Origin of the sequence: Pseudarthrobacter sp. NPDC058329 (assembly GCF_042879835.1) — a bacterium.
Taxonomy (GTDB): Bacteria; Actinomycetota; Actinomycetes; order Actinomycetales; family Micrococcaceae; genus Arthrobacter.
On record NZ_JBHVZR010000020.1, the window covers coordinates 38922 to 52373 of the forward strand.

10 protein-coding genes are annotated in these 13452 nt (G+C 67.5%); 7 read left to right on the plus strand and 3 right to left on the minus strand.

The genetic code is table 11. The annotated features are described in order from the left end of the window. Positions 1–113: 113 nt before the first annotated feature. Positions 114–1418, plus strand: coding sequence for a cation:proton antiporter (locus tag ACFVYC_RS19700; RefSeq protein WP_387553438.1), 1305 nt, complete (start codon positions 114–116; stop codon positions 1416–1418). A gap of 53 nt (positions 1419–1471) precedes the next feature. On the opposite strand, the gene ACFVYC_RS19705 is transcribed toward ACFVYC_RS19700, so the two are convergent. Further along, a complete protein-coding gene (locus ACFVYC_RS19705) occupies positions 1472–2917 on the minus strand; it encodes an NCS2 family permease (protein WP_387553440.1) in 1446 nt (481 codons plus the stop codon). A gap of 113 nt (positions 2918–3030) precedes the next feature. On the opposite strand from ACFVYC_RS19705, the gene ACFVYC_RS19710 reads away from it, so the two are divergent. Continuing rightward, positions 3031–3636 (plus strand): copper resistance protein CopC, encoded by a 606-nt coding sequence (locus ACFVYC_RS19710; RefSeq protein WP_387553442.1) that lies wholly within the window; start codon positions 3031–3033, stop codon positions 3634–3636. Positions 3637–3642: 6 nt separating this feature from the next. Here the strand turns inward: ACFVYC_RS19710 and ACFVYC_RS19715 are convergent, their stop codons facing one another. Then, positions 3643–4269 carry an NAD(P)-binding protein gene (locus ACFVYC_RS19715; protein WP_387553523.1) on the minus strand — a complete coding sequence of 209 codons (627 nt, stop codon included), beginning with the start codon at positions 4267–4269 and terminating at the stop codon, positions 3643–3645. Between the two features lie 417 nt (positions 4270–4686). Here ACFVYC_RS19715 and ACFVYC_RS19720 point away from each other — a divergent pair, with 417 nt between their 5' ends. From ACFVYC_RS19720 to ACFVYC_RS19740, 5 genes are all read left to right on the plus strand, one after another. Then, positions 4687–5724, plus strand: a complete 1038-nt coding sequence (locus ACFVYC_RS19720; protein ID WP_387553444.1) for a universal stress protein — start codon at positions 4687–4689, stop codon at positions 5722–5724. Between the two features lie 27 nt (positions 5725–5751). Further along, the gene (locus ACFVYC_RS19725; RefSeq protein WP_387553446.1) at positions 5752–8526 is read left to right on the plus strand and encodes a PEP/pyruvate-binding domain-containing protein; all 2775 of its coding nucleotides are present in this window, start codon (positions 5752–5754) and stop codon (positions 8524–8526) included. A 58-nt stretch (positions 8527–8584) separates the two neighbouring features. Continuing rightward, complete coding sequence (locus ACFVYC_RS19730) at positions 8585–9868, plus strand: hypothetical protein (RefSeq protein ID WP_387553448.1); 1284 nt, start codon at positions 8585–8587, stop codon at positions 9866–9868. Then, a complete protein-coding gene (locus tag ACFVYC_RS19735) occupies positions 9865–10887 on the plus strand; it encodes an ABC transporter ATP-binding protein (RefSeq protein ID WP_387553450.1) in 1023 nt (340 codons plus the stop codon). Before ACFVYC_RS19730 ends, ACFVYC_RS19735 begins: the two co-directional genes overlap by 4 nt. A 64-nt stretch (positions 10888–10951) precedes the next feature. Beyond that, positions 10952–11758: an ABC transporter permease gene (locus tag ACFVYC_RS19740; RefSeq protein ID WP_387553525.1), complete on the plus strand. Its 807-nt coding sequence runs from the start codon at positions 10952–10954 to the stop codon at positions 11756–11758. Positions 11759–11782: 24 nt separating this feature from the next. On the opposite strand, the gene ACFVYC_RS19745 is transcribed toward ACFVYC_RS19740, so the two are convergent. Further along, on the minus strand, positions 11783–13258 hold the full coding sequence (locus ACFVYC_RS19745) for an NlpC/P60 family protein (protein WP_387553451.1): 1476 nt from the start codon (positions 13256–13258) through the stop codon (positions 11783–11785). Positions 13259–13452 lie beyond the last annotated feature (194 nt).

The following is a 13452-nucleotide window of genomic DNA, read 5'->3' on the forward strand; positions in this document are numbered from 1 at the left end:
GAACCCGGCCCGGCGAAACTGAAGGGGCTAAGGTGGATCAATCCCTTCCCGGGACCGACATTCCATCTTGCCGCGCCGCTAAGGCGCAACGAATCAGGCCGGAGAACAGCAACGTGTTTGAAGCCCCCAACATCCTGTTTGCGGCCGCGGGCCTTGCGGTGTTCATCGCCGCGGTGCTCCCCAAGCTGCTGCGGGACATGCCCTTTTCCATGCCTATGGTTTTCCTGGGGGCGGGTATGGGGGCCTTCGCCCTGATCCCCACCCTTCCGGACCCGGACCCGGTAGCGCACGACGACTTCGTCCTGCACCTCGCGGAAGTCTGCGTGATTGTCTCCCTCATGGGCGCGGGGCTTGCCCTGGACCGGCCTGTGGGACGCCAGCGGTGGTCCACTACGTGGCGGCTGCTGGGAATTGCCATGCCCCTGTGCATTATTGCCCTGACCCTGCTGGGCCTGTGGTTCCTTGGCCTGGGCCTGGGCGCCGCACTGCTGGTGGCCTCAACCCTCGCGCCCACGGATCCCGTTCTGGCTTCCGAGGTGCAGGTGGGAGAGCCGGCAGACCACGACGACGCCGCCAACAAGGAGGACGAGGTGCGGTTCGGACTCACCTCCGAAGCCGGCCTCAACGACGGACTGGCCTTCCCGTTCGTTTACCTCGCCATCGCCATCAGCATCGCCGGGTCATCCCCGTCGGCCTGGTTCCCGCAATGGTTCGGGGTGGACGTGCTGTGGCGGCTCGCTATCGGGCTCCTGCTGGGTTTCCTCACCGGCAAGGTATTGGCCCGGCTTTTCTTCTCTGCACGCGCCGAAAGCCTGCGGCTGTCCAACCACTCTGAAGGCTTTGTGGCGCTCGCGGCCACGTTCCTCGCCTATGGCGTCACCGAAATGATCGAGGGCTACGGGTTCATCGCTGTGTTCGTGTGCGCTGTGACCATCCGCGCCGCTGAACGCACGCACGGCTATCACCGGGTACTGCACTCCTATGTGGAGCAGTTGGAGCGGCTCCTGACGGTGGTGATCCTGGTCCTGCTGGGCGGTGCCATTGCCCGCGGGCTGCTCGAGGGCATTGGCTGGGCGGAGGTGCTGGTGGCGCTGGCGTTCCTGCTGGTGGTCCGGCCGGCGGCAGGGTGGCTGGGGCTGCTGGGCGGAAAAACCGGGCCCCGCGAGCGGATCGCCCTCTCGTTCTTTGGTATCCGGGGGATCGGCTCGCTGTACTACCTCAGCTATGCACTGGGCAAGGGCAAGTTCGCGGACCAGGCGGAGTGGCTGTGGGCCTTTGTGGGCCTGGTGGTGGCGCTTTCCATCGTGATCCATGGCGCCACCACCTCGCCGCTCATGAACCGGCTGGACAAGCTCCGGGAAAGGAAAGCCCGCGCGGTGTCCGGTGACGAAGGTTTGGCCCCCAACACTCCTGTGTAGGCGGGCAACGCCCCGGCCAGCCCGGCCAGCCCGGACAGCCCATTCAGGCTGGGCTAGATCATGCCGATGGCGGCCTCGATCGGGCCGATCGCGAAGAACAGCAGGAACGCCCCGGCCACTGCCCACATCAGCGGGTGGACCTCCTTGATCCGGCCCTGCACGGTGCGGATCAGCACGAAGGCGATGAACCCGGCGCCCAGGCCGTTGGCGATGGAGTAGGTGAACGGCATCAGCGTGAAGGTCAGGAAGGCCGGGATCGCGATGCCCCAGTCCTGCCAGTCGATCTTGCCCACCTGGGAGACCATCATGAAGCCCACCACCACGAGCGCCGGGGCAACGGCTTCGAAGGGAACCAGGTTGATCAGCGGGGTGAAGAACATGGCCACCAGGAACAGCAGCCCGGTGACGATTGAGGCGACGCCGGTGCGCGCGCCCTCGCCGATGCCGGCGCCTGCCTCGACGTAGATCTGGTTGGAGGAAACGGAAGCCCCGCCGCCGGCGATCGCGCCGAGCGCGTCCACCTGCAGGACCCTGTCGACGTCGGGGATGTTGCCGTGCTCATCCACCGTGCCGGCCTCGTTCGCCAAGCCCACCATGGTGCCCATGGCATCGAAGAAGATGCTCAACAGGATCACGAAGGCGAGCAAAGTGGCGGCCACAAAGCCCAGGTGTTCGAAGGCACCGAACGGGTTGGCCTTGCCAATCAGGGACAGGTCGGGCGCAGCCCATTCCGAGAACGTCGGAGCCACCAGGGACCAGCCCTGCGGGTTAAAGGGCTGGCCTGGCTGGACGCTGGGGCCGATGCGCAGCGTCATTTCCAGGACCACGGAAATGACCGTAGAGGTGATGATTCCGATCAGGATGGCACCCTTGACCTTCCGCACCACTAGGGCGATGGTCAGGATCAGGCCAAACACAAACACGGCGGTGGGCCAGCCCAGGAGCTTGCCGTCATAGCCGAGTCCCACCGGCACGGTGGTGCCGGCCACGTCCGGGATACGGCGGACGAAGCCTGCATTGACCAGGCCGATCAAGGCAATAAACAGGCCGATCCCCACCACGATCGCCGTCTTGAGCCCCTCCGGTACGGCTTTGAACACGGCGGTCCGGAAACCGGTTAGCACCAGGATCAGCATCGTCACGCCGGACAGGACCACCAGGCCCATCATGTCCGGCCAGGTCAGGCCCGGGCTGGTGGAGACGGTGACCGCCACGAATGCGTTGACTCCCAGCCCGGTGGCCAGCGCGAAGGGATGCCTGGCCCAGGCTCCCATCAGGATGGTGAGGATGCCGGCAACAAAGGCAGTCACGGCCGCCACCGCCGGGAACCCCAGGGTGTTGCCGGCGGAGTCCGGGACGGAGAGGATCAGGGGGTTCAGCACCACGATGTAGCTCATGGCGAAGAAGGTGGCGAAGCCGCCGCGGATCTCGCGGGACCAGTTCGAGCCGCGCTCGGTGACCATAAAATACCGGTCCAGGGCAGAGCCTTGCTTAAGCATGAGTCCTCCGGGGGAGTCTGTGGGGATACCTGAATCCTATGGGGGCTCCGGCGGCGTGCCTGCCAATTTCGCCTAGTCTGTTAGGAAGCCAACACAAAGGGAGCAGTCCAAGCATGCATTCGATTCGCCGCCACCTACTGGGCCTTGTGCTCGGGTCCTTCGTTTTTGCTGCCGCTGTCCTCGGCCTTGCGGGGCCCGCCGCCGCGCACGACGCCGCCGAATCCAACACCCCTGCCCAGGGCGCTTCGGTGGCGGTGCCGCCGGAGCAGGTATCGGTGACCTTCAACAACAACCCGCTGGGCATTGGGTCATCTTTCTCGGTCAAGGATGCCTCGGGCGCAGAGTGGGCGGACGGGCCAGTGGAGATCGTGGACAACGTGGCCAGCCAGAAGCTTAAGGCGGGCGGTCCGGCAGGGCAGTACACAGTTGCCTGGCGGGTGGTCAGCTCCGATTCGCATCCCATAGAGGGGACCTTCACGTTTACGGCCTCGGCAGCAGGGCAAGGGGCTGATCCCGCAGCGAGTGCGACGGCGGGCGCTACAGTTCCGGGAATGGGAACCGCTGAGCCTGGGGTAACGGCCGCGCCGGAGACCGCAGGTTCCGGGGAGCCGTTCCAGTGGAGCATCGTTATTTTCGCTGCGGCTGCGGTTGGTCTGCTTGCCGCCCTTGCCATCATTGCCCGCCGCAGGCTCGCAGCAGGCGCCGACGACGAGGGCTGACGGGCGCTAGCAGGGCAGGATCGCCAGGCTTCTTGTGAACGGGGGAGCCCCGGCCTCGGGGTTGACCTTCGCGGAGATGGCCTGGCCCACCGTTTTGGCCTGGCGCAGGACCTCTTTGGGGGATGGCGTGATCAGCTCTCCCACTCCCACCAGATAGATGCCGATGGCCCGCATGGCAGCGACGAGGTTACGGCCCACCGAGATGCCGAAGTCATTGATCATCCGCCGCAGCTGGCTGTGGGCGCAGCGTGTGAGCACAATATGATCGGCCACCAGGATGCCGTTGGGTGTGTGCACCTCCCACTGCGGGACGGCGTCACCGGCGGATTTGCCGTCCACCATGGTCAGCTGGACGGCCCTGGTGGTGCTGCGGACGTCTACATCGTGGCTGGCTGCGTAGTTGCGCAGGTGCCGGAGGATTTCGTTCCGTTCCCGGAGCGTAGCCGAGTCCGCTGCGTCGCAACGCTGAAGGGAAGCTGTGTTGGCCGGCTGTGCGGCCCCCAGGATGTCCAGTCCGTCCACCACTATCGAGTCCACCCCGCGGCGGCACAGTTCGGCGGCCACGGCCAGGCCGGACAAGCCGGTGCCAATGATCACAGTGGTGGTCTGCTCGGTCCCGGCATTCCCAGGCATGCTTGACACAGTCTCCTCCTTCGAAGTTTCGGCAGGTGCGGGCGTCCTCGCCCGCGCGCGTCCCGTTACCCCCAAGGTTCGGCCGCAGTGCGTTCCCGGGCACCCCTGACAGGAAAGGCAGTCGGCGTCCCGGACCAACAATGTCCTGAAGACTACAGAAGATTCGCTGCGCTGGATAGCCCAATCCGAAAAGATTCCCCTACTGGTGAACACGCTTTCCAAGGCGCCGCCCGGGCCCTGTGGATAACTGCCGCTTCCGTCCCTGGACAGGCTTGCTAAGCAACCGCGGACGGAGAATAGTGAGAACTGGAAGCGGGCCCTCCTGAGCAGCGGCTGCTGCGATACGGGTGCACGGGGAGCGGCCTGTTTTCTGGCAGAATAGCCGCAACATAGGCAGTATCGCGAGGAGGCGGCCCAATGGGCGCACAGGAGTTGCATCCGGACCCGGCGCGGGACAGCGGTGGCTCTCATGCCGCTCCTGACGGGATCGTTGTTGGCGTGGACGGGTCGGACCACGGCCAGTGCGCCTTGGTGTGGGCAGCCAGGGAAGCCCGGCGCCGCCGTCGTCCACTGCACATAGTTACCGCTTACTCGGTGCCGATCTTCGCAGCGTCCGGCCTGGACGGCGGATACGCCACGGTGGATGATTCGGTCATCCGCGAGGGCGCCGAGGCCGTGGTGAAACAGGCCCTCGAAAAGGTGTCCGCCTATGACATCGACGTCAGCGCCTCCGTGGAAAACGGGGACGCGTCCGGAGTGTTGCTGGAGATGTCCCGAACTGCAGAGCTTCTGGTATTCGGGACGCGGGGCCGGGGCGGCTTCGTCGGAAGGCTCCTCGGTTCCGTCAGCAGCGCACTGCCGGCGCACGCGAAATGCCCCACAGTGACAGTCCCCCTTTTCTGCTCGGACCGGCTGGGCGAAACCACCGAGGACCGGCGGGTCAAGGCGGAACAGGCCAAGGCCGGGCACCAGCCCGTGGAGAACGTGGTGGTGGTAGGCGTGGACGGCTCGGAACAGGCGCGTGTTGCAGTGCTCGAAGCCGCGGACCAGGCTGTGCGGCTGGGTGCATCGCTCCGGGTGCTCTGCGCCGTTCCGCAATACAGCGGCTCGTTGGCGTGGGTTCCAGCCCCGATGGACCGTAAGGCACTGTTCGCTGACATCCAGCTGACCCTGGACGCAGGCATGGCATGGTTGCGGAGCCATTACCCCAACCTTCCGGCGGAAGCTGAGCTGCTGGACGGGTCGCCGGTGGATGTCCTGGTGGATGCGAGCCGGCACGTGGAGCTGGTGGTGGTTGGAACCCGGGGCCGCGGTGGCTTCACCGGCATGCTCCTGGGTTCCACTTCTGACGGCGTCCTCCATCACGCCAAGGGCCCCGTTATGGTGGTTCCCGACCGTGAGGACCCGCGCCTCGCCGACCGGGCCCGTTTCGGGCCCATCCTCGGCGCAGCCTGATCAAATCCTGCCGGAGGGAGCGTCCCGATGACCGCCTACCCACCAGGAAAGGCAGGGCAGGCTTCCGGCCAACCTGACGGGAACACCACCCCTGCCCTGGTCCTTCGGCTCAGCCACGTTGACGGCAGCATGCTTCCCCTGGTGGGGGGCAAGGCCGCGAACCTTGGTGAGCTGATAGCAACAGGGCTGCCCGTGCCGGACGGATTCTGCCTCACCACCGAGGCCTACCTGGAGGCCGCCGGGACGGTCCAGGAAGGGGTTCTTGCAGAACTCGGCAACCTCCAGGCCACACTGCAACCGGGTAATCCCGGCCGGGCCGCGGAACTGGCAGTGCTGGCCGGCAGGGCACGGGATGCCATTCGCGCCATCCCGGTTCCGCCGCGGATCGTTGCCGCCGTGGAGCAGGCGTACTCGGCCTTAGGGCATTCGACGCCGGTAGCGGTAAGGTCCTCGGCTACAGCCGAGGACCTTCCCTTTGCGAGCTTCGCGGGCCAGCAGGACACCTACCTGAATGTCGTCGGCATCGACGCCGTCCTCGAGGCCGTGCGCAACTGTTGGGCCTCCCTCTGGACGGACCGGGCGGTGGCTTACCGCGCAGCGCTGGGCATCGCGCCGCACGAAGTAGCCCTCGCCGTCGTCATCCAGCGCATGGTTGATGCTGCGTCGGCCGGGGTGATGTTCACGGCCAACCCACTCACCGGCAGGCGCCGGGAAGCCGTCATCGATGCCGCGCCGGGGCTCGGCGAAGCGGTGGTTTCCGGAGCTGTCAATCCGGACCACTTTGTGGTTGACACAGAAAAAGCCCGGGTCCTTGAGCGGAAGCTCGGCGACAAACGCGTGATGGTGCGCCCCCTTCCGGGCGGTGGAACGCGAACGCAGGACCTGCCGGACCGGACGGAAGCCCCCAGCCTCACAGACGAAGAGGCAGTTGATCTTGCGGCCCTGGGCGAGCAGGCCGAACGGCATTTCGGCTCGCCGCAGGACACCGAATGGGCCATTGACACCGGCGGGGCGCTCTGGCTGACCCAGTCCCGGCCCATCACCACCCTGTACCCAATCCCGGAGAGCCGGTATCCCGGCACCGGAACCAGGGTGTACCTGTGCTTCAGCCTGGCCCAGGGCCTCACCCGCCCCCTCACGCCCATGGGGCTGGCATCACTGCGGCTCGTGGCCTCCTCCGTAGCCAAGGCCGCCGCCTTCACGGTCCCCGACCCCCGGCACGGCCCGTCGCCGTACGCCGAGGCCGCCCAGCGCCTCTACTTTGACCTCACCACGCCGGTCAGGAGCAACGTTGGCCGGCGGATTCTTCCACGGGTCTTCGACGTGATGGAGGCCAGGTCCGCCTCGGTCCTGCGCCACGTTTTTGACGATCCCCGCTTTTCGGTGACCCGCAGGACCCCGCTCGGACTGGTGCGCCATGTCCTGCCGGCAGCGGTGCGGGCCCACGCCCCGGAGTCGGTGTTCCGGGGACTGTTCCGGCCCAAGGCTGCGCTGCGCAGGCTGGACCGTTTCACCCGGCAATTTGCGGACGATTTGGAGCTGGCGCCGGGGGCCGGGCCGGTTGATCGGCTCGACCACGCCGAGCGGCTCCTGGGAGGCCTGCTCTTTGCGATCGTTCCGGCCATTTTGCCCCTGCCCGCGCTGGGATTCGCGATGCTGTGGGCAGCGGGGAAGATGCTGGGCGGCGCGAACCGCGGGGAGGACCTGCAGAAAGTGCTCCGGGGCCTGCCGCAGAACGTGACCACCGAGATGGACCTCGACCTGTGGCGCCTTGCCTCAGCATTGAAGGACGACCGCGAATCCCGCACTGTCCTGGAAGCCCGGCCGCCGTCAGAGCTCGCAGCCGAGTTCGACGCCGGGCGCCTGCCCCCTGTCCTGCATGCAGGGCTGGTGCGGTTCCTCGAACGCTACGGGCACCGGGCAGTGGCGGAAATCGATGTGGGCATGCCGCGGTGGTCCGATGACCCCACCCACATCCTGGGTGTCCTGGCCAACTACCTGCGCCTGGCTGACCCCGCCATGGCGCCGGATGTGCAGTTCAGCCGGGCTGGTGCGGAGGCAGAGGCGGAAGTGGAGCGGCTGGTAGCCGAAGCCCGCCGCCGCGGCAGGGTGCGTGCGCTGCTGGTGGGCGCCGCGCTGCGCCGCACCAGGCTTTTCGCCGGGCTGCGGGAGCTGCCCAAGTATCAGCTGGTCCTGGGCTTCGCTGAAGTACGGAAGCAGCTGGCCCTCGTGGGAACCGCGCTGGCCGCGGACGGCCACCTGGAGAGTCCTGACGACATTTTCTTCCTCGACTTCGAAGAGGCCCGGCAGGCACTCACCGTCCGGAGCGAGGATGGGGCCAGCCAGCCGCGCAACCTGCGCCACCTCGTTGTGGAGCGGCGCGCGGCCTACACCAGCGAACTTGGCAGGCGCCACATCCCCAGGGTCCTGCTCTCGGACGGAACCGAGCCCGAGGTGCTGCACGCCGCGCGTGCCGGGGTGGCCGACGGCGCGCTGTCCGGAAGCCCGGCTTCCGCAGGTTCGGCCACGGCTCCTGCCCGGGTAATACTCGACCCTGTGGGTGCCCACCTCGAACCCGGGGAGATCCTGGTGGCGCCATCCACCGATCCCGGCTGGACTCCCTTGTTCCTTACGGCCGGCGGCCTGGTGATGGAGATGGGCGGGCCCAACTCGCACGGCGCGGTGGTGGCCCGGGAGTACGGGATTCCCGCCGTGGTGGGGGTTGCGGACGCCACCGCCCGGCTCGCCACCGGACAAAAAATAACTGTCGACGGCGGCGCTGGAACGGTAGTGCCTGCCTAAGCCCCCGGCGGAAGCCCGGGCAGGTGTAGGGATCCGTCCCGAGGCGTACCCTTGGACTATGGGCTCCAGCGAGGGAGACGGCCGGACTACGAACCGCCGGACCAGTAACGAATCGAACGTGGGCATACTTGTGCGGCGGGGAGCCAACCGTGCCTGGTTGAGGTGGGCTCCTGCAGTTGTAGTGCCCGCAGTGATCGCCGCCGGCGCAGTGGTGGGAACGCTGCCGGCGCGGGCCGGTGACCCACTCCCCGAAAAAACCGCGGCCGAGGTAATCGCACTGCTCGCCGGGCACCGGACGCACACGTTCTCGGGAACCATTGAACAGTCCTCGGAACTGGGGCTGCCGGACCTGCCGGCCACCGGTCCTACCTCCGGCCCTGCCTCAGCCGGCGGCGCAGCCTCCGTTATGGAGTTCCTCACCGGTGAGCACACGGCGAGGGTGTTTATGGACGGAAAGACGAAGTCGCGCGTCCAGGTGGTGGACCGGCTCGCAGAACGGGACATCATCCGCCGCGACAACGACGTCTGGTTCTACTCGTCAAAGGACAACAGTGCTGCCCATCTGATCCTGCCCGCCCACGCCACCGACCTGCCGCTCCCGCAGCCGCCGCTGACCGACCCGGGGAACACCGGGATGCCGCCCCTTGATAAGCCGCAGGCGGACACGGCTGTCCCGCGCACACCACAGGAGCTCGCCGAGAAGTTCCTGGCCGCAGCTGACAGGTCAACGGCTGTGACTGTGGGTCCGGACGTGGAAGCCGCCGGGCGCCCTGCGTACAACCTCCTGCTTGAGCCCCGCTCCGGGGCCACGCTGGTGGGGAAGGTGGCTATCGCCGTCGATTCAGGCAGTGGCATGCCGCTCTCCGTGGAAGTGACGGCCCGGGGTGCAGCCCAGCCTGCCTTCCGGGCAGGGTTCACCAGCCTGTCCCTGGAAGCTCCGGACGAGGCGCTGTTCAACTTCGTCCCGCCGCCGGGCAGCACGGTAGAGGAGTTGCACGTCCGCCACCCCGAACGCTGGCCGTCCGGTCCAGGTTTCCCTGCGAATCCCGGCACGCACGCCACACCGGATGACAAGGCAGGAAGCATCAAAGACAAAATCCGGCCCTACCTGACCGGCGCCGGCTGGGAAACGGTGGTGGAAGTCCCCGCCGAGGCAGGAGCCGCAACAGCTGCGAACACCTTGCTGGCACGGAATCCACTCCTGGCCCAGGCCGCCGTCGTAGTCCCCGGCGGGCGTTTGCTGTCCACCACGCTGTTCAACGTCCTGCTTACCGACGACGGCCGGATCTTCGCGGGCATGGTCCCGCCGGAGAGGCTGCAAGCCGCATCCAAAGCTCCGTGACCGGGGCCGCAGGAAGCCCCGGCCCCCGGACAAACGGCCTGGCCATCGAGACGCAGGGGCTGACCAAGCGCTTCGGGCAGCAGCTGGCCGTCAACAGCCTTGACCTGGCGGTGCCACCCGGCGCCGTCTTTGGTTTCCTGGGGCCCAACGGCTCCGGAAAGACCACCACCATCCGGATGCTGCTGGGCCTGGCTTCCGCGTCCGCAGGGTCGGTTCGCATGCTGGGAATGGACATGCCGGGTGCATTCCAGGACGTCCTCCCGCGGGTGGGGGCGCTGGTGGAAGGCCCGGCCTTTTATCCCTTTCTCTCCGGGACAGCGAACCTGCACCGCCTCGACGCCGCCACCCGGCATGCCGCCCCCGCCACCCGCAAAGCCCGGGTGAACCAGGCCCTCGAACGGGTGGGATTGGGCCACGCCGCGGGCAAACGGGTGCACGCCTATTCGCTGGGCATGAAGCAGCGGCTGGGCATTGCCAACGCGCTGCTGTCTCCCCGTGAGCTGCTGGTGCTGGATGAACCCACCAACGGGCTGGACCCCCAAGGCACACGGGAAGTGCGGAACCTCGTCCGTTCCCTGGCAGCAGACGGCACCACAGTTTTTGTCTCCAGCCACTTACTGGCCGAGGTCGAGCAGATCTGCACCCATGCAGCCATCATGAGCGCCGGCCGGCTTGTGGCCCAGGGCCCGCTGTCCGGGCTGCGCCAGTCCGGAAGCGCCGGCATCCGCCTGGTCACCCCGGACGCCGGGGCCGCGAAGACAGTCCTGGCACGCCTGGGGCTGTCCCCCCGGCCTGCAGCGGCACAGCCGGACGGCGAGGTGGTGACGGCGGCTCTCCCTGCCGGTCCCGCTGCCGGTCCCGCCGCCGGGAATGCAGCACCCGGGAACGCCGCCCCGGAAGACATCGTGGCCCGCCTGGTGGAGGCGGGCGTCCGGGTCCGTGGTTTCGCCGTGGAACGGGAAAGCCTGGAGGACCGCTTTGTTGCCTTGACGGGGGAGGGATTCGACGTTGCCCAGTAGCGCACGGCAGGAGACCAAAGAAACTACGGGAGGAGAGCCTGCGGGGGCGCCGCGCGGATCCGGGCTGTCCCTCCTGCTGTCCGAACTTCGGGTGCTCTTTGGGCGGCGGCGAACCTGGGCGCTGCTGCTGGCGCTTGCCGCTATCCCTGTGCTGATCGCAGTGGCAGTCAGGATTTCGTCCACGGTTCCACCGGGCAGGGGTCCTGCCTTTCTGGACCGCATCACGCAGAACGGGCTGTTCGTAGCCTTCACCGCAATGCTGGTGTCTGTTCCGCTGTTCCTGCCGCTCACAGTGGGCGTGGTGGCCGGCGACACCATCGCCGGCGAGGCCAACCTGGGCACGCTGCGGTACCTGCTGGTTGCACCTGCGGGCCGCGTGCGGCTGCTGCTCGTGAAGTACGCCGGGGCGCTTGCGTTCTGCCTGGCTGCGCCCATCACGGTGGGGCTTGCCGGTGCAGCCGTCGGGGCCGCGCTGTTCCCCGTAGGTCCCGTGACGTTGTTGTCCGGGGACGTGATCGAACCGCCGCAAGCCGCGCTGCGCCTCCTCCTGATTGCCGCCTACCTGGCCGTTTCCCTCGCTGGGCTCTCGGCGATAGGGCTGTTCCTGTCCACCCTCACGGTGGTTCCGGTGGGTGCCATGGCCGCCACGGTGGTGGTCTCGGTGGTGTCCCAGGTCCTGGACCAGCTGCCCCAGCTGGAGTGGCTGCACCCGTGGCTGTTCAGCCATTACTGGCTGGGCTTTGGCGACCTGCTCCGCCAGCCCGTGCTGTGGGACTCTTTCGCCAGCAACGCCTTACTGCAGGCGGGGTACATCGCCGTTTTCGGGGCGCTCGCCTACGGACGTTTCGTCACGAAGGACGTTTTGAGCTGACCGTCCACCGGTTCGCTGCCCGGATCAGTAACGCGCCGCGTAGCCGTAGAGCTGCATGCCGGCCATTGCGCTCAGCGATGTGACTCCGATACCCTCCTGCGGGTTCAGTGCGTGCACCACCTGGCCGTTACCCAGGTAAATGGCCACGTGGTAAAAGTTCGACGGCGATCCCCACACCAGCAGGTCGCCGCGCCGTGCCTGCGAGATAGGCACGTGGGTGGCAGCAGCCGCGTACTGCTGGGCAGCAGTGCGGGGAAGGTACTTTCCGGCCGCCGAAAAGGCCGTCTGCACAAGCCCTGAACAGTCGAACCCGTAAGGGCCGGTGCCGCCCCACTGGTAGGAGTAGGGCGCACCCACCTTGCTCAGCGCCACCGAGATGGCGGCCTCGTAGGTTCCGCTTCCCGTAGAGGGGGCAGGCGCAGGGGCCGGTGCGGGAGCGGGTGCAGGAGCCGGTGCAGGCACTGGCGCGGGAACCGGAACGGGTGCGGGAGCCGGTGCTGGTGCAGGCGCAGGAACCGGTGCCGCCGGTGCCGGACGGGGAGCAGGCGCAGGTGCAGGTGCAGGCGCAGGTGCGGCTGCCGGAGCCGGCGCGGGAGCTTGCGCCGCGGGTGCGGGTGCAGCAGGAGCCTGGGCTGCCGGGCCAGTCCGGCTGCCAGGAGCAGCCGGCTGCTCCTGGACAGACCGCTCCGCAGCTGCCAGTGCCGCCGCCAGCCGGGCCTCCTCGCGTTGCCGGTCCAGGGCATCCACCCGCGCCGATTCCAGTGCAACGGTGGTGTTCCGGAGCTGGGCGAGCTGGTCCACCAGGACCGTGCGCTGGGCTTTGGCGTCCGCTACAACTTTGGCCTGGGCTGCGTTGGCTTCATCCGCCTGGGTTTTCCTGGCTTCCGCCGTCCGCGCTGCGTCGTGGGCCGCTTCGGAGGCATCCTCGGCCGCCGTCGTCAGTGACCTCGAGGCCCGGGCTGCCTCATCGGCTGCCTCGAAGGCCCGGCTCCGGCCGGCAGACAGGGCCTGCAGTGTGGCTGCCTGCTGCAGGGTTTCCCCGCCGCCGCTGACAAAGGTGCCCAGGGTGGGGTTGAGCCCGCCGTGGCGGTAGAGGTCGCCTGCCAGTTGTCCTACATGCTTCCTGGCTATGTCCTGCTGTTCCTGCGCGGCAGTGGCCTTCGCCGAAGCGGCAGCCGCCGTTGATGAACGTTGCTGCAGCTCCACCAGGGCCTCGCTGTAGGCATTATTGGCCTGCAGCGAAACAGCGAAGGCAGCCTGCTGTGAGCCGGCCGCAGTCTCGAGGAGGCGTTCGATGGCGGAGACCTGGTCCGCCGTGGCGGATTCGCTTGCCTTGGCCGCGGTGATGTCCTCGGCGGACGGCGTTTCCGGAGCTGCTGGTCTGGAGATGTGCGGCGCCAACGGCGTAGCCGCAGCTCCTGCCGGGGCTGCCAGCGTTCCAATCAGTACCACGGCGGCGCACAGGATGGCCGCTTTGCGCCCGGATCCGGTCAAAACCATCTGCAGAAACCTCGAAGTTGTAAGGCTGGAGGTCCTGATAACGGCAGGGCGATTCCCCTGGTCTGCTCCCCAGCAGTCCCGAGGCTACGTCAGCTGGTGCACTTTAGCAACAGCAGTCACATCAATAACATAAACCACAATGGTGTCATTATGCGGGGAGCCGCGCTGGCGTGTCGCAACAAGCGGGCCAGCCA

Excerpts from the sequence above, each read along its gene's own strand:
- ACFVYC_RS19705 (WP_387553440.1), bottom strand. The coding sequence starts at position 2,917 with ATGCTTAAGCAAGGCTCTGCCCTGGACCGGTATTTTATGGTCACCGAG.
- ACFVYC_RS19745 (WP_387553451.1), bottom strand. The coding sequence starts at position 13,258 with ATGGTTTTGACCGGATCCGGGCGCAAAGCGGCCATCCTGTGCGCCGCC.
- ACFVYC_RS19730 (WP_387553448.1), top strand. The coding sequence starts at position 8,585 with ATGGGCTCCAGCGAGGGAGACGGCCGGACTACGAACCGCCGGACCAGT.
- ACFVYC_RS19720 (WP_387553444.1), top strand. The coding sequence starts at position 4,687 with ATGGGCGCACAGGAGTTGCATCCGGACCCGGCGCGGGACAGCGGTGGC.
- ACFVYC_RS19715 (WP_387553523.1), bottom strand. The coding sequence starts at position 4,269 with ATGCCTGGGAATGCCGGGACCGAGCAGACCACCACTGTGATCATTGGC.
- ACFVYC_RS19725 (WP_387553446.1), top strand. The coding sequence starts at position 5,752 with ATGACCGCCTACCCACCAGGAAAGGCAGGGCAGGCTTCCGGCCAACCT.
- ACFVYC_RS19710 (WP_387553442.1), top strand. The coding sequence starts at position 3,031 with ATGCATTCGATTCGCCGCCACCTACTGGGCCTTGTGCTCGGGTCCTTC.